We start from the raw sequence: 16,684 nt of genomic DNA, 5'->3' as shown, positions 1-16,684 counted from the left end.
TTATGGCATGATTGCTCTTTCGCGTTGATAGGATGTTTGTAGCAGTTCATTTAGCATTATTTTACTTTCTGTTAATGTGAATTTGAGTGGTTGTTTTAACATGCCGAATAGGGGCGTGCCGCCACCTAATAGTATAGGGAATTGAGTGATGATAATTTCGTCTATTAGGTCTTCTTTGAGAAAGCTTTGGATGGTTTTTCCGCCATCAATGTATAGGTTGTCTATTCCTTTTCCCTTTAGTTCTGCAACAATCGCTTTTAGCTCTCCTTTGACAAGGAAAACTTTGTCTTCAAAGCCTTTAGGTACCTCTGTCATCGTGCTACTCAAAACGAATACAGGTTTATTATAAGGCCACTCATACTCAAAACTTATTATGGTATCAAGAGTGTTACGTCCCATTATTAGCCCATCAATTCGTTCCATGATAGATAAAAAGCCGGTATCGATATTGTCAGGGTTAGATACAGAATCTAGCCAGTCGAGCTTTCCTTGTTTATCTGCTATGAAGCCATCTAAACTGCAGGCAATAAAGACAATGTTAGCCATGGAAATATTTCCTATCTATTGTTGTGTTGAAAAGGTTTATAAAATTATTCTACAATGTAGAATAAATGAGTTTAGAGGAATAATGTAGTGACTGTCAATGAGAAGAAGCGTGGTCGACCTAGCAAGAAACAACAGCAGTTAAATGCTGATAGCATTTTAGCAGTGGCCAAAAAATTGATGAAAAGGAATGGTAAGGCGCCAAGTATCCGATTATTAGCCAGTGAGTTGGAGATTGATCCTATGGCGATCTACTATTACTACGCGAACAAGAATGCTTTGCTAGAAGCGCTGACTACGTCACTGGTTGACGAGATCTATCTTCCTCAAGAAAATACTCCATGGCGAGAGGATTTGAAGCGACTGAGTATGAGCTATGTTGAGCTTTTGATGGAATATAATGGTTTATTAGAAACAATATTAACTATGTCTTCTTATGGACCAGCTCAAGTATTTAATGACCGTTACTATAAAATTATTTCACCTTTAATACTGGATAATAAAACGCAGGAAGATGGGTTAGGTTTGCTAGTTGATTATTTACATGGCTTCGCCTTTGCTAAGAGCTGTTGTCATGATGGCCGTTTGTTAAATGTAGATAGAATGGATGGATCTTTGTCGTTAGTTTTTAATTCGCTAGAGCGTGCAACCCAAAAATTATAATAGTGCTTAGATTGCAAAGATGATTTGTTTAGTGCGTTAAATAATCGGAGCAGAATGGTTCTTTATTGTGATCCAAACAATCGAAAACTAAACCAAGGTCCAGTCTTAATTAGTGGAGAATTATCAATCATTCTTAGTGAATTGATTTTGAAATCATCATCATTATTCATAGTTCTTTTTCGCTTTGGTGACTTTCTCTAGGTAATTTTGAGATTCGGTTCTTGGGTGGTCGTATCTTAGTTTCTTATACACATTGCTCGTGGATGTTTGGTTTATCTTGTTCATCGCACGTGTTCTGTCTTTATCAAATGTTTTTAATACGTTACCAGTGCCGCCGTTGTATGCAGAAATCATTGAATATTCTTGGCTGACTTTGTTGCTGACTTTTACGAGATAACGGGTCTGTAAAATATGTAGGTAAGCACTACCAATATCGATGTTATTTTCTGGAGAGAAAAGCACTTCTTTGCTTGGCTCGCCAGGTTTTTTCTTCACTAGGTTATAAACGTCTTTACCAGCGGTGGCTGGTACGACTTGCATCAAGCCATAAGCGTTCGCTGGGCTGACGGCGTAAGGGTTAAAAGAACTCTCGGTTTCAATAATGCCGTAGATCAGGGCTGGAGATAAGTTGTAGCGTTTAGCCGCGGCGATCACATATTGGCTATATTTTTCTTGGCGCAGGTGTTCGTGCTGTGCAACAAGGTTGAATTCAACTGCATAGACCGTTTTGCCGTTCGAGCTGGATTTTTTTAGTTTGTTTGATACAAGATAATTAGAGTAGCGCTCTGCGCGCCAACGATATTGTACTAACTTGCCATCATGATCCATGACTTGTGGATACAAAAAAGGTACGCCTTCTGTATCTGGTGCGTCGCTAGAAAAAATATCGGTTTTGGTTGGATCGGCGGTAGTGAGTAACGTGGTGGTTACGGCTTGTTTTAAGGTGTCGAGAGGCGAGTTTGTGGTTAGCGTTTCGACACGCACTGTGCCTTTATCAAAATCGACAATGGTTCTTGCTTGGTAGTCGTTGGTGTATTTTACGTACTTTTTCTTCTCGGGGAGTTCGCTATTACCTTTGCCCCATTTTTTATTCACTTTTTGGTCAAGCTCTGCATATAGTGCTTGAATCGCTTTAATATCTGCTCTTACTAAGTCCCTAGTAACCTTGGCTTGTTTGGCGATGGCTTTTACATCTTCAATGTTGTCGGCTTCTTTTATCTGTTTTGATAATTGTTTTACCGAATCGGAAGAATCGAAAGATAAAGGAATGGATTCGCAACCACTTAATGTCAGTAACAAAAAGCCAATGGATACAAAGGAAGATTGGCGGATAGTGTTTTTGAACATCGAAATATTACTCATATAAATCAGTGGCATCGCAAAGTTGCAGTTTAAAAAAATAGCGGTGAAATGAAATTAGATCACATTTTCGAGTTGAACACAGTTCGTGAGTGCATTGTTTTTCAAATTGATTGGGTCAAATGGGCGTGTTTTGTGTTTTAAAGGATGACTGGAGTTCAAAAAAGATTATTGTTTTTGCTTTAACCGAAAGAATCTTTATCCCGCCAATTCCAGCAAAAAAAACCTATTAAATTGCTGTATTAGAATAGACAGAGATAAACCCAATGGGCGGGCTTAACTCTGAGGCTGTTATCGTGTTGATTATTATCCGTGGCGTTAGTCGGCAATCTTAACGATGATTTTGCCTTTGGCGCGTCCTTTGACTAAATGATTAAGTGCTTCAATACTGTCATCGAAGTCATAAACGGAGTCGATAACAGGTGTCATGACCTTGCTTTCAAATAAATCTGCTAAGGCTGCCAGTTGTTTTCCATTTGCTGCCATCATGACAAAACGATAAGTTGCTTGTTTTTGCTCAGCCGCTTTAACAACTTTTCGCGCTTTTAATGCCAATAGTCCACGAATAAGGCAATTTAGTCCGAGCTCCTTGGTAATTTGTGCATCAAATTCCCCCGCGACGGATATAACCCGTCCGCCTTTTTTAATGACTTTGAATGCGTCCAAACAGTACTCGCCACCCAAGGTATCGAATACGACGTCGAAGTCTTTTATTTGGTCTAAATAATTACTTTTCTTATAATCGATAACTTGGTCAGCGCCTAGCTTTGTTACTAGTTTGACATTGGCGGTACTTGTCGTTGTAGCAACAAATGCGCCGATGCTTTTAGCCAGTTGAATGGCCAGCGTACCAACACCGCCAGAACCAGCATGAATAAGGACTTTTTCACCGGCTTTTAATTTTGCCACTTCAATCAGTGACTGATAGGCGGTGATGCCAACCAAGGGAATGCTGGCCGCTTCTTCATGGCTTAGATTCGCTGGCTTTTTGACGGAATCAATTGCGTTAGAAATCACGTATTCAGCAAGCGTGCCAGCAAGCGGCTCGTCAACCCGAGAAAATATCTCATCGCCGACAGCAAATGTGGTGACATTGTCACCAACCGCTTCGACAACGCCGCTGACATCACGACCAATACCGGCTGGGAAATTAAGTTTCATGAGAGCTTTTGCATCACCACGTAATATTCGATAGTCGACGGGGTTAATACTTGCTGCATGGACTTTAATTAGAACCTGGTCAGCGTTGATTTGTGGTTTTGCGATTTCTTGAAAGGCCAAGCTGTTATTTACATCGCCGTATTTTGTCATTACTAATGCTTTCATGAGTTATTCCTCTTGTGATCTGTTGAAATTGCTTGGGCATAGTTGCCGCTTCATTGAGAGGAATGTTAGAGCGAATCCGTGACGAGAAAAATAGGTTGATTAGCAAATCAATATTGTCTTTAAGACAATAATGGCTGACAATTTAGCGCTTATCATTCGGTATTCTTCATTATTATGGATAAATTGAGAGCATTAAGTTACTTCAAGCGTGTGGCTGAATTAAAAAGCTTAGCCAAACTGCACAAGAGTTTTCGGTACCGTCTTCGTCGATTTCGAGGCGTATTAAAGACCTTGAAGACTCGTTAGGATTGGAGTTGCTAAAAAGATCAACGCGTATTGTTGAGCTCACTGAATTGGGTTCGCTCTATTATCAAATGATCGCCGAAGGGCTACAAAAGCTTGATGAAGCCGACGAGTTGATGATGCAACGCATGGGCACACCAGAAGGCATCATTAAAATCAGTGCCTTGCCGAGTTACGGTGAACAAATACTCTCGCCTTTGTTAGAAACATTTCAACAAGAATACCCATTAATTACCTTTGATTTGGATTATTCAGATAATTTAACCGTGCTGGGTAAAGATCCTATAGATATTGCTGTTCGAGCTGGATTTGCTCCCGATGAGCGAGTGGTGGCTAAGCAATTAAGCGATAACCGTTTTAAACTGGTTGCTTCCCCTAAATTGTTGCGAACGCTTCAGTTATTGAACAATAAAGAGGTGTTGTCCTTCGAGGATTTAGAGCACTGTCCAACATTACAATATCGAGTAGCAAGTGGTGTGATGCCTTGGTGGGTAAAAAAGTATGGTCATTGGGAAAAAATCCCTTTAAATCCGGTCTTGATTTGTAATAACGCACAAACGCTTTTGAATTCTGTGTTGGCAGACAGAGGTTTGGTACTTGCCCCTAGCTGGTCGGTCGATCATTTTATTGCGTCTGGTAACCTGGTCGAAGTAGAGACAGATTTTCCGGTTAATATCACTGATCGTCCAGATTCTGGTATTTTTATTTTGTATCAAGGTTCTAAATATCAAATTCCTAAAGTGAAGTTGTGTGTGGATTTTTTGCTTCAACATTTACAAACATAAAAGAAGCTGCTGTCTGAATTTAGGCATGTACTTTAATCTCTTCGGGTGTTAATCCAATGAAACACCGATACCTCGCCCCTTGGGGCGTGGTGGTTCATTACACTGGTTTTTTAAGCATTCATCCAACAATTTAAATTGTGATTAATGAGTTAAGTCCATTTAACTCATTAAGTTGACGAGATTATTTGGCTGCGTTGGCTTTACGTGCTTGATGCAGTTTTTTATAGCTTTCGATCAAGCGTAAATGCGGCTCGATACCTTCAAGTTGCATGCTGGTTTTGGTTAGGCCATAAAAACGTACATCGCCGGTGACTGAGCCAACGACGTTTTCAATGACGTCTTTACCAAACATACGGCTGAAATTATGGATAAAGTCGTCCAGTTCTAACTCTTCGTCTAGTGTTACTTCCAATACACAGTTCATGGCTTGATAGAACAAACCGCGTTTGGCGGTATTGTCGTTAAACTGTAGGAATTCACCGACTAGTTCTAACGCCTCTTCGTGAGCACCAAGGGCTAAATAGATTAAGATTTTCAGTTCCATGATGGTCAGCTGACCCCAGACGGTATTTTCATCAAATACAATACCAATCAAGGTAGGAATGTCTTTGTAGTTATCAAGCTGGCTGTCTTCTAAACGATTCACTAGATTGGTCAGTTGCTTATCGCTTAAAGAATGTAGGTTCAAGATATCTTCACGATAATCCAACGCCTTATTGGTGTTGTCCCAGACCAAGTCTTCTACTGGATAGACTTCAGAATAATCCGGTACCAGAATACGGCAAGCCGATGCGCCTAAATCGGTTAATTCGGCCACATACACTTCTTTGCCTAGCTCTTCCAAGATGCCGAACATAGCGTTGGCTTCTTCTTCACTGGTGCCTGAAAAATCCCACTCGCAGAAGTCGTAGTCGTGTTTATTGCTGAAGAAACGCCAAGAGATCACACCGGTTGAATCAATAAAGTGCTCAACAAAGTTTTCTGGCTCTGTGACCGCCATGCTGTTGAAAGTCGGCTTTGGCACATCGTTTAAACCTTCGAAGCTACGGCCTTGCATCAGCTCGGTTAAGCTGCGCTCTAACGCCACTTCAAGACTTGGATGCGCACCAAAAGAAGCAAATACACCGCCGGTTTTCGGATTCATTAATGTGACGTTCATTACGGGGAATTGACCGCCAAGAGAGGCGTCTTTTACTACGATAGGAAAACCTTGTTCTTCCAATGCCTTGATGCCAGCAAGGATGCTTGGGTATTTTTCCAATACTTCCATAGGCACATCTGGCAAGACAATTTCATCTTCGATGATTTGGCGCTTAACGGCACGCTCTAGAATTTCCGACAAACATTGCACTTGCGCTTCTTGCTGGTTATTGCCCGCGCTCATGCCGTTGCTTAAGAACAAGTTTTCGATCAGGTTAGATGGAAAGTAAACCGTTTCACCATCGGATTTGCGGGTATAAGGAATCGTACAGATACCACGTGCTTTATTGCCCGAATTAGTATCGATCAAGTGTGAACCAAACAGCTCATCGTCTGGGTTATAAATCTCCAGACAGTAATCATCTAAGATGCCTTCTGGTAAGGAATCGTCTTCGGTTAACGCAAACCATTTTTCATTGGGGTAATGCACGAACTCGCTGTTGGCGATTTCAGTACCAAAAAATTGATCATTGTAGAAAAAGTTGTTGTTCAAGCGTTCGATAAACTCACCAAGAGCGGAACACAGCGCGCTTTCTTTGGATGCGCCTTTACCGTTGGTGAAACACATAGGCGACGCTGCGTCACGAATATGCAAAGACCAAACGTTCGGTACTATGTTGCGCCATGAGGAGATCTCAATCTTCATGCCAAGGTCCGCTAGCATGGCCGTCATGTTGGCAATGGTTTGTTCTAGCGGTAAGTCTTTACCAAGAATCACTGTGTTCGTCGCACCATCAAGTTGACCCATCAACATGGCGTTAGCATCAGCATCTAGGTTTTCAACGGTTTCAATCTTAAATTCCGGCCCTGTTTGTACCACTTTTTTAACAGTACAACGATCAATAGAACGCAAAATGCCTTCGCGATCTTTGTCTGACATGTCGTCAGGTAATTCAACTTGAATCTGGAAAATCTGATTGTAGCGATCTTCTGGATCAACAATGTTGTTCTGCGACAAACGGATGTTGTCCGTTGAGATATCACGAGCCTTGCAGTAGACCTTGACAAAATACGCCGCACACAAAGCAGAAGAAGCTAAAAAGTAATCAAATGGACTTGGTGCAGAACCATCACCTTTGTAGCGGATTGGTTGATCGGTGATAACAGTAAAATCGTCAAACTTGGCTTCAAGTCTCAGATTGTCGAGAAAATTAACTTTGATTTCCATTGAATTGGGTTTCCACTTTTGTATGCGAGTTGCTCTACCAAAACCTTTCATCGGCCGGTGAGTCATTAGTGGGGATTATCGGCGATAGAGGGGGGCTGAGTAAAATCAAATCGGTGTTTCTGAAAAACTAAATGTTATGGAATATGGACTTACTGCATTAAGAAGTCAGCTGAGGCTTAGTAGGCTTATTCGCACCATTCCTTAAGGAATGGAACTGGACGGGTAGCTAATGAGATTAGATTTATGTCAGATATACGTAAGTATTTTTTAGGTATTGTTCATATTAAGTTGTTTTTTAGTAATGTTTAATTATTTTTTAGATGGTTTCTGTTTTTTATGTAAGAGATTGTTTACTGAAAGTTTACCTTTGTAACAAAAGAGAAATCTATCATAAAGCCATATTTTTAAAAGGTATTTTAAATAATTTATGTCGTTATGTTTATATTTATAGTGCCTTTATTAATAAATGTTTAGCTTTTACATGATCTGTAATTAAACAGTTAAGCAATTAAAAAGTGACTTGGTAAGCAAATAGAAACTCACTAAACGGTTTTTTTTAATTAGGATCTTGGTTGTGTTAGCGAGATGACCCAAAGGAAATGGTGATGAGAAAAAGAGTTGGGTATTTATTATTTGCTTGTACATTTAACGCTTTTTGTAGTAGTGACATTAGCTTGACTTTAGTCGGTTATATCCCTTCAAAGTGTGAATTTACAGCATTCAATAATAGTTTAATTCTTTCATCAAAAGGTCACGCTAGTACGGAATTGGTGATTGATTGTAATTCACCCATGCGAGTATCAATGCAGTCAGTAAATGGTGGCTTAAGTCATCAGCAAAGTACTCAGATAAATAGCTATAACGTTACTTGGTCTATTGAGAAAACAGGAAATAGTGAAACTTATTCCTCTCGTACTCTTAAAACGACACAATATATTGACGTTACAGATGTTTTATTTAAAAGCATGGCGAAGTTACAACTTGAGCTGGTTGAACCATTGATTTATGCGGGAGATTATCAGGATGTAATTCGCATAGAAATGACTCCATCTGCTATTTCTGGTGGGGTTTGGTAGTCATTAATTTTTAAATCTAATCCATATTATTGAAGGAATATCACCATGAAAAAGTTAATCGTATTATCAGCAATTGCAACTTTGTCTTCTGGCGCAGCATTAGCAAGCAATCTTGATGTGGGCGGTTCTGTCCCTTCTGTTTGTGAAGTGACTACCTCTGGTAGTTCTGCACATTTTGCAAAACTTGAAATGGGTGAAAAGTACCAACTACCGATCACTAGCCTAAGATGTAATGACTACGATGGCGCAACAGTAACGCTAACGTCTTCAGAAGGCCACATGCAAACTGTAGATGGTAAAGATGCTACTGGTGTTGGATATACTGCACAGTTTAAAGCGGGTCCATATGATTTCACTTTGAATGCAACTACTGGTGCAGATGATATACATGCATCACAAAGCAAAAATGGTTCTGCTGCTTTGGCTGCAGGTTACAACTCAGGTAACATTTTCATGACTGTTACTCAAACTCCTACCTTTGCTGGTAATTATACAGATCAACTAATGTTAACAATCACTGCTAACTAAGAAAAAATAAAAAAAGGCAGTTTTATACTGCCTTTTTTTAATTAGGAAAAACATTTATGCAATATATTATATTTTTTCTTTTTATCTTTATTTCTCTTCCAATATTTGCATTTCAGGTACAGCCGATGGTATCTGAAATACAGCCTATAGGTAGCCAATCACAGCAAACTATACGTGTTTTGAATAATTCAGATAAGCCTTTAACAGTAGAAATTTCAGCCTTTGATTTATTGGTAAATGGAAATGGTCAAGAAGAGTTACGACCGAATGAAGATGATTTTTTAATTATTCCCTTGACGACTATTATTCCTGAAGGAAAAACGCAATCTGTGATTATCCGCTATATCGGAGAACCTATTCTTCCTAAATCTAAAGCTTATCGGATAGCGATAAACCAAGTGAGAGTTGATCTTGGTGAATTAGATGGATCTGGTGTTGGTATGGCGCTTAGTTTTAAGACGCTGTTAAATGTTGTACCGAAAGATGCTAAAGCTAAATTAGTGATAAAAAATAAAGAACAGTTTGATAAAAATACTTGGAAAGTGTCATTAGATAATAAAGGTAATAAATTTATTCGTCTTTCTCAGGCGAAGTGGGTAGTGAAAAGTAAGGATCAAGTTTTTATATTAGAAGGTCAAAAATTAAGTAGTGCTTTAGATGGGAAATTTTTACTTCCAAATTCAAGTAGTGAAGTGTTAATAAAAATACCTTCTGAATTTAATGCTAAAACAAGTGATCTGGAAGTGGTGTTATAATGTATGGCTTTATAAAACGCTTTGTTTTTATATGGTTGTTTTTTATTTTTCCTGCTTATGCAGTAGAAGTAACGCCAATGGTGATCACCTTTTCACCATTTGAAACATCACAAATTCCTTCTAGTATTGTATACAGCGAACTTCCTAGAGACATTGCTTTTGAAGTTCAGGTTTATGATGTTGAGTTTGATCCATTAGGCCTATCTGAACCTAAGCTAATACCGTTAGATGATTCTCCTTTATGGGTATTTCCGCCTCTATTGTATTTAAAGGCAGGCAAAAGTCAGCGGATCCAATTTCGCTGGCTAGGGGAGAGTGTTCCTAACACAGATAAAACATATCAAGTAAGTTTGGTTGAGCAGTCAGTAAATAAAGAACTAGAAGAGAAGCAATCTAAGTTAACCATATTGCTCAATATAAATTTAATTATTCATATTGATCAGTTAGCAATGCTGCCAAAATTAAGTATCGAAGACACGCATCTTGAAAAAAACTCGATTGTGGCTAAGGTCGTCAATAGTGGCGATGGCGCTTCTAGGTTAAGTGATTACGACATTGCTATATTTGAAAATGATATCAATAAAGAAACATACTATAAAGACCAATTAAAATCACAAGGTTATGATGTGTTTTTTCCTCCTTTAAGTTCGATGTTTATTAGAGTTCCTCTTGCATCATCAATAAGGAATCTACATTCGGAAAAATTGCGTTTAGAGTTATTGAATTAAATGCGGTATATGATTTTTTTGTTGTTTTGGGTGTTTTTCTCTTTGCCTGCCCATTCAAAAATCAATCCAACAAAGCGTAATATTGAATTAAGTGTGGAGGCCAAGGTGAATAAAAGCTCTATTGGACGATTAACACTAACCGTTACTCCGACGGACAGTTTATTACTCAATTGGAACGAAGTTGAGCCAACATTTAAATATCTTTTGCCTCTTGAAAATCTCACCACATTGTCTGAAAGTGTTCAAAATGAATTGATTTCCACTGAGGATATAGAGAGTCTTGGGCTCACAGTAGCTTTCGATTTGAGCGATTTTAGTCTGAATATTTCTATCCCCTCTAATTTAATAAAACCACAGTCGCTAAGCCTAAAACCTAATGTTAGAGAGTTGGATTTTATTGATGATTCTAGATTTAGCGGTTATATGAACCTTTATTCAAGCTACTTTTATCAGGATGATTTTTCTACTGTTAAGAATAATAAACAATCAGCTGTTCGTACTGAAATGGTATTAAATATCAATAAATGGGTCTTAGAAAATGAAGCTGAGTACAATTCAACTAGGGGCGAAAATACTCCTATTTTAAAAAGATTAGGAACACGATTAGTTCATGATATACCCGAAAATGGATTGCGGTTCATTGTTGGTGATAAAAATACGACAGGAAGCTATTTTCAATCTTCTTCAAGTATTTTAGGTATGTCGATATCTCATAACTATGCTCTTGTTTCTGATATTGTGGTTCGTCCAAGTGCCTCACGAAGTTTTACTTTAGAGTCCCCCTCTACTGTCGAGGTTATTTCAAACGATCAAGTAGTAAAAAGATTAAACCTGGCTTCTGGTGTTTATCTTCTTGATGATATTCCACTTAGTGAAGGTAATAATAATATCACGTTACGAATCACTGATAACGTTGGAAAAGTGAGTGTTGTTAATTTTGATGTAACGACAGGGTTAAATTTATTTGCAGAAGGTGATTTGAAATACGAGATTTTTTTAGGCGTCCCTTCTGAGGTGAGTGAGACAAAGGAGTATAGTTTTGATGAGCCGCTAATCAGTGGCTATCTTGATTATGGTGTTTCGACTGCTTGGACTTCAGGTATTAATGCTCAAGCGGATGAATATCTACAACAAATTGGTTTTCGAAATATTGTTGCAATAAACGTGGGTCAACTTGCATTTGAAAATTCGTGGAGTATGGCGGATGAATTAAAAGGTAATGCTTATCGCGTTGTATTTAGTACCTTTACTGATCACAGTATTAAACATAGAAATTTTAGTTTAGGTTATGAGCATGCCAGCCCAAATTATTTATCATTAGGTTACCGACCTAGCCAACAAAATACGTTTCAACATCGAGAGCATATTTTTCAAATAAATTATAGCTATTTTAATAGTCCGAAATTTCAGACCTATTTATTTGCTAATGCGTCTACTAGCTACGGACGAGAAGCGGTAGATAAAGCCATTGGTGCGAACTTCTCTCACGAACTTGATAATGGTCAATGGCGATATAACTTTGGTGGGCAATGGGAAGAAAATAATGGCAAACAGGGTTGGCGAGCAAAAGTTTCTTTATTGTATAAATTCTCAAACAATCAAAGTGCCAGGTTTTCTCAGCAATCTGGTGGAAAAAGAACACGGTTGGAATTCATACAAGACAGTAATCGTCGTTACGTAGATGCCTTGAATTATCGAGCGGGGGTAGAAAAGAATGATCGAGATAAAGCAAAAGTTGACCTTTATGCACAATATAGTGCTAATCGTTTTTTAACCAGTTTTGATCACTCCAGTGCCTATGAGGAACTGAATTCACAATCTGTAGACCATCAAAGTCGCTTGAATCTTTCTTCTAGTATTGCCTTTGCTAATGGAGATTGGGCCATAGGAAAACCAATATACGATAGTTTTGCTTTGGTTAAAACTCACCCAAGTTTAGAAAACAAAAAAATAACTTTGGGAAAATACAATAATCAGTATAGAGCAAGTAACGAAGATTTTTCGACAATTTTATTGAGCGATATTAATTCTTACGGTCGCTCAACAGTGAGCGTTGATGTGGATGATTTAGCACCTGGATACGATATTGGCTCTGGCATTTTGTCTTTTTATCCATCTTACCGAAGCGGCCATCAAGTGGTAATAGGAACGGAAGCAAATATATCAGTTATTGCTACTTTGCTTGATGAAAAAAATAAACCTTTAGCTTTACAGGTTGGAACCGCTGTATGTACTACTGATAGTAAAAAAAGTGAAAAAGATTTTTTTACTAACAAGAAAGGAAAATTTGCTTTAACCGGTCTTATACCTTGTCAGTATGAGATTACATTAAATAATGAAAAACAGTCTAAATTTCTGATTGATGTTATTGAAAATGAACAGTTACAAAGAAAAGGAGTCATTCATGTGCATTAATAAAGTAAGACTTATCGTTAGTAGTATTTTTTTATTGATAATACCTCAGTACGTTATTGCTCAGTGTGATGCAAAAATTGGTGAAATAAGGCATCTCTATGATGATTTTGAAAGTTATTATTCATCCCAAAAAAGCCCAGCAAGAAAAGAAATTCGTGTAAGTATCATCAATGATAACGACTGCAATGCTTACATGTTGTTATCTACAGAAAATCAATCTCAGCTAAAAGGACAGTTTCAATCTATTGATTATCAAATTAGAAGTGATAGTCAAAAGTTGATCTTACCGTTAAATACTCGATTTACGTTTATTGATTCTGCTACTAATATAAACTTATTTATTCCAGTCGGTACAATCGTTAGAGCAGGAAAATACACAGACAGATTTGTTTTAAAGCTGTTTGGTGATAATAATGCTTTATTGGATGAAAAGTATGTAGAAATCCAAGAAGATATGCCAGCTAGAGCGAGTTTATCAATTCTTGGTTATAACGCTCGTAGTAGTAATGTCTATCTTGGTGAGTTAATACCAAATAAAGAATATAATATGCTACCAACTTTTAAAGTAACCACAAACACGGATGTTAAGTTGCATATTTTTTCAGATAATAAAGGAGAGTTAAGGCATCGTATTTATAAAACAAAATATGCTATCGGTTACTTTCTCAGTTTAGATGGTGAGATAGTGAATCTGAAACAAGATTATAATCGAGTGTTTTCTTATAATGGAAGGAATGATTTTTTGATGGACTTAAAGGTGAGGCTGGATGATTTTAGAAATCAAGCGGCGGGAGAATACACTGATGTTCTTAGATTTCAAATAAGCCCTCTTAACTACTAAGCTTATTAAAATTAGATTTACACCATAGCCTAGCTTGCTGTTTATTTTTTACTTCGATTTTCTGATATATTTTATGTAAGTGAACTCTGACAGTCGCTTCGCTGATAAATAGACTGTCAGCAATAGCTGTGGATTCTAGCCCTGAATATAGAAGTTTTAATACTTTAATTTCTTTTCGTGTTAAATTATTTGTTCGTAATGTCGTATGTTGTTCTTCTTCGAGCATTTGCCGAGTCCAACAATCCGTTACTGGTCTTGGGAACCAAAGTTCACCTTGTTCAATTGCTTTAAAACCTTGTTCAAACAGTGTTTCTTCAGCATACTCAAAAAAGATACCTTTCAAGTTAGGCCAAGCTTTTAAGTCAGAAAAATCTGCATTTTTAGGCACGTCAAAGATCACAAGCCCTTTTTGTCCATTTTGTTGCATAAATTGATTTACGAATTCGTAGTTAGTAATAACATTTAATGTTTTGTAATTTACAAGTAACAAATTGTAATCAATAGCTTCATAAAGTAAAGGGCTTTGTTTTTGGTCATCTAAATAGTTGATATGCTTATTAATTTTCATTTCAACATCCATGATTTTTTACTTTAATGGGTATTTTAATAGCTAATTAAATATATTCTTAATTCTTGAATAGTTCAATAGAAATTTGTATTAATGCTCTCTTACTTAATATTCAAAAAATAGATGGGTATGTGGTAAATTTTATATAGATTTTTTTAATTGAGTTATAGTTAATTTTAATGTGTTATTTAGAATTAATGTGAATTCAATTAAGTTGTAACTGGTAATAATATATTCATTTTCCTGTTTTAATATTACTCTTTTAGAAATCTGTGAGTTTTTTCTTCCTCACTTTATAGATTTATATCACTTTTGGATGAAATTTAAACAGCTATCGTGGCGGAAAGGTCTATGATGGTAGAAGAGTGAATACACTGATGGAAGTGATGCAGTATGGAATTTAAAGATTATTACCAGATTCTGGGTGTCGCTGAGAATGCCGATGCTTCTGCGATAAAAACGAGCTATCGAAAGCTTGCTAGAAAATATCATCCTGATGTCAGCAAAGAAGCCAACGCTGAGCAGCAATTCAAAGAAGTAGGCGAAGCCTATACTGTTTTAAAAGACCCAGAAAAGCGCGCTGAATACGATATATTGCGTAAGCAAGGTTCTCGTCGAGCGGATGGTGGTTTCCAGTCGCCACCTGATTGGCAATCTACTCATGCAGGCCAAAGATCCCATAATCAAAGTAGTAACGCTGATTTTAGTGATTTTTTTGATTCTATTTTTGGGGCAAGTGGCGGTGGTGGTTTTCGTCAAACGGATGATTTTCAGCGTTCGGCTAGTCAGCGAGGGCGCGATATACATCATAAGATTGCTTTGTTTTTGGAAGAGGCGCATCTGGGGTGTCAACGACAGTTATCTTTGCGAGTTTCCGAGCCAGATCAAAATGGTTTTATAAGGCAGCGAGACAAAACCTTGAATGTTAAGATTCCTGCTGGTGTTATACAGGGACAACTCATTCGTTTGGCAGGACAAGGCGGGGCTGGTATTGGTGATGGAAAAGCAGGGGATTTGTTGCTCGAAATTGAATTCGCGCCCCACCCTTACTTCGCCGTTGAAGGAAAAAACATCTTACTTACCTTGCCTATTACTTGTTGGGAAGCGGCATTGGGAACCAGTGTAGAAGCGCCAACGCTTAACGGTAAAGTGAAGTTAAAAATTCCTAAAGGCGCGACCAGTGGCAATAAACTTCGCATAAAAGGCAAGGGCTTGGCTGGTAAAGCAGGTGAGGTCTCTGGCGATCAGATCGTGACCTTACAAGTGAGTTTACCAAAATCGCACAGCAGTAAAGCTGAAGCGCTTTATCAGCAATTATCTGAGTGTGAGTCTGAGTTTAACCCACGCCATGTATTCGAGAGGTAGATGATGTATAAGTCAGAGATAGTGGTAATCGAATCGCAACATGAGCATGTGTTATTTACTCTAGAAGAGGTTTGTGAAAGATGTGGTTCGCATGTTGACATCATAGTCGAAATGATCGAATACGGTATTGTGGAGCCAGTCGAGTCAATAGAGCAGTCATCGGACTCTGTTTGGTATTTTAATAGCCATGCGCTTGTGCGCTTGCAACGAGCACAACGTTTAATGAATGGCTTGGAATTGAATCTATCTGGCGTGGCGTTGAGCCTTGAATTGATGGATGAAATTGATGAATTGCAAAAGCATATTGATATATTAAAGAATCAGCTACCTTCGAATTGATAAAGTCAGACCAGATCAAAAATAACGCTATTTTCGATCTGGTTATAAACTGTATGACTATTTTCTAACGCAAGCTTATTACTTTCCAGTTTCGCTCGTTAGCGGTTTTTTCTAGGATCTGATCTGGGTCCACTGCGATAGGGAAGCGTGCTTTTTCTAACAGTGGCAAATCATTGTGAGAGTCGCTATAAAAGTAGGTTTCCTCCATTGTGTGGCCGTTTTCTTTGGCCCATTGCTCAGCACGGATAACTTTACCTTCACGAAAGGTTGGTGTGCCAACCAGTTTGCCTGTTATGAAACCATCCTTGTATTCAATATCCACGCCTAGTGCATATTTTACGCCAAGATAAGCGGCAATAGGCGCAACTAAGTGTGTGCCCGTGGCGGATATTATAATGAGCTCGTCGCCTGCTTTTTTGTGTTGTTCCAGCAGTTCTATCGCTTTAGGTAGCGCCATGTCTTTGACGATGTTGTGAATGAATTCGCTAATGAATACAGCGCGTTGCGTTTCGTCCAAATTAAATAATGGCGATAACGTGTAGCGCATGTAGTCGTCTAACTTGAGTGTGCCCGCATCGTAGTCTTCCATGTAGGCTAGGTTGACGGTGAGAAAATCATCTGGAGTGGGCAATTCGCTAGCAACCATATATTCAGAAAATGCTTGGGCGGTATCACCTGCAACTAAGGTGTTATCAAGATCGAAAAAGGCCAGTGCCATGGTT

The 16,684-nt window shown here is 38.2% G+C and carries 16 protein-coding genes; 10 read left to right on the top strand and 6 right to left on the bottom strand.

Annotation, left to right across the window (positions count from 1 at the left end):
• Positions 1–546: a dihydrofolate reductase family protein gene (locus ACO05V_RS18500; RefSeq protein WP_421855030.1), complete on the bottom strand. Its 546-nt coding sequence runs from the start codon at positions 544–546 to the stop codon at positions 1–3.
• An 87-nt stretch (positions 547–633) separates the two neighbouring features.
• On the opposite strand from ACO05V_RS18500, the gene ACO05V_RS18495 reads away from it, so the two are divergent.
• Complete coding sequence (locus tag ACO05V_RS18495; protein WP_421855027.1) at positions 634–1,206, top strand: TetR/AcrR family transcriptional regulator; 573 nt, start codon at positions 634–636, stop codon at positions 1,204–1,206.
• Between the two features lie 162 nt (positions 1,207–1,368).
• On the opposite strand, the gene ACO05V_RS18490 is transcribed toward ACO05V_RS18495, so the two are convergent.
• Together ACO05V_RS18490 and ACO05V_RS18485 are read right to left on the bottom strand one after the other, a co-directional pair.
• On the bottom strand, positions 1,369–2,553 hold the full coding sequence (locus ACO05V_RS18490; protein WP_421855024.1) for a murein transglycosylase domain-containing protein: 1,185 nt from the start codon (positions 2,551–2,553) through the stop codon (positions 1,369–1,371).
• 330 nt (positions 2,554–2,883) lie between these two features.
• Positions 2,884–3,891 (bottom strand): NADP-dependent oxidoreductase, encoded by a 1,008-nt coding sequence (locus ACO05V_RS18485; RefSeq protein ID WP_421855021.1) that lies wholly within the window; start codon positions 3,889–3,891, stop codon positions 2,884–2,886.
• Between the two features lie 218 nt (positions 3,892–4,109).
• On the opposite strand from ACO05V_RS18485, the gene ACO05V_RS18480 reads away from it, so the two are divergent.
• Positions 4,110–4,979 (top strand): LysR substrate-binding domain-containing protein, encoded by an 870-nt coding sequence (locus tag ACO05V_RS18480; RefSeq protein WP_421857021.1) that lies wholly within the window; start codon positions 4,110–4,112, stop codon positions 4,977–4,979.
• Between the two features lie 181 nt (positions 4,980–5,160).
• Here ACO05V_RS18480 and ACO05V_RS18475 read toward each other — a convergent pair whose 3' ends face one another.
• The gene (locus ACO05V_RS18475; protein WP_421855018.1) at positions 5,161–7,347 is read right to left on the bottom strand and encodes an OsmC domain/YcaO domain-containing protein; all 2,187 of its coding nucleotides are present in this window, start codon (positions 7,345–7,347) and stop codon (positions 5,161–5,163) included.
• Positions 7,348–7,952: 605 nt separating this feature from the next.
• On the opposite strand from ACO05V_RS18475, the gene ACO05V_RS18470 reads away from it, so the two are divergent.
• The 6 genes from ACO05V_RS18470 to ACO05V_RS18445 are packed head-to-tail and all read left to right on the top strand — an operon-like array spanning position 7,953 to position 13,690.
• A complete protein-coding gene (locus ACO05V_RS18470; RefSeq protein WP_421855015.1) occupies positions 7,953–8,423 on the top strand; it encodes a hypothetical protein in 471 nt (156 codons plus the stop codon).
• Positions 8,424–8,468: 45 nt separating this feature from the next.
• On the top strand, positions 8,469–8,951 hold the full coding sequence (locus ACO05V_RS18465; RefSeq protein ID WP_421855012.1) for a hypothetical protein: 483 nt from the start codon (positions 8,469–8,471) through the stop codon (positions 8,949–8,951).
• 56 nt (positions 8,952–9,007) lie between these two features.
• Complete coding sequence (locus ACO05V_RS18460; RefSeq protein WP_421855009.1) at positions 9,008–9,706, top strand: molecular chaperone; 699 nt, start codon at positions 9,008–9,010, stop codon at positions 9,704–9,706.
• Positions 9,706–10,434: a hypothetical protein gene (locus ACO05V_RS18455; RefSeq protein ID WP_421855006.1), complete on the top strand. Its 729-nt coding sequence runs from the start codon at positions 9,706–9,708 to the stop codon at positions 10,432–10,434. Before ACO05V_RS18460 ends, ACO05V_RS18455 begins: the two co-directional genes overlap by 1 nt.
• The gene (locus ACO05V_RS18450; protein WP_421855003.1) at positions 10,435–12,849 is read left to right on the top strand and encodes a fimbria/pilus outer membrane usher protein; all 2,415 of its coding nucleotides are present in this window, start codon (positions 10,435–10,437) and stop codon (positions 12,847–12,849) included.
• Entirely contained in the window at positions 12,839–13,690 is an 852-nt protein-coding gene (locus tag ACO05V_RS18445) for a hypothetical protein (RefSeq protein ID WP_421855000.1), read from the top strand. Before ACO05V_RS18450 ends, ACO05V_RS18445 begins: the two co-directional genes overlap by 11 nt.
• Here ACO05V_RS18445 and ACO05V_RS18440 read toward each other — a convergent pair.
• Positions 13,680–14,258, bottom strand: coding sequence for a LuxR C-terminal-related transcriptional regulator (locus ACO05V_RS18440; RefSeq protein ID WP_421854997.1), 579 nt, complete (start codon positions 14,256–14,258; stop codon positions 13,680–13,682). The two genes, ACO05V_RS18445 and ACO05V_RS18440, sit on opposite strands and share 11 nt — an antisense overlap.
• A gap of 393 nt (positions 14,259–14,651) precedes the next feature.
• Here ACO05V_RS18440 and ACO05V_RS18435 point away from each other — a divergent pair, with 393 nt between their 5' ends.
• Positions 14,652–15,623 carry a DnaJ C-terminal domain-containing protein gene (locus tag ACO05V_RS18435; protein ID WP_421854994.1) on the top strand — a complete coding sequence of 324 codons (972 nt, stop codon included), beginning with the start codon at positions 14,652–14,654 and terminating at the stop codon, positions 15,621–15,623.
• The gene (locus tag ACO05V_RS18430; protein WP_421854991.1) at positions 15,624–15,962 is read left to right on the top strand and encodes a chaperone modulator CbpM; all 339 of its coding nucleotides are present in this window, start codon (positions 15,624–15,626) and stop codon (positions 15,960–15,962) included.
• A gap of 64 nt (positions 15,963–16,026) precedes the next feature.
• Here ACO05V_RS18430 and ACO05V_RS18425 read toward each other — a convergent pair whose 3' ends face one another.
• The gene (locus tag ACO05V_RS18425) at positions 16,027–16,680 is read right to left on the bottom strand and encodes an HAD family hydrolase (RefSeq protein WP_421854988.1); all 654 of its coding nucleotides are present in this window, start codon (positions 16,678–16,680) and stop codon (positions 16,027–16,029) included.
• Between the last annotated feature and the right edge of the window lie 4 nt (positions 16,681–16,684).

Origin of the sequence: Marinomonas sp., assembly GCF_965225885.1 — a bacterium.
In the GTDB taxonomy this organism is placed as follows: domain Bacteria; phylum Pseudomonadota; class Gammaproteobacteria; order Pseudomonadales; family Marinomonadaceae; genus Marinomonas.
Note: the sequence above shows the minus strand (reverse complement) of the source record. Positions and strands in the feature narration are given on the sequence as shown.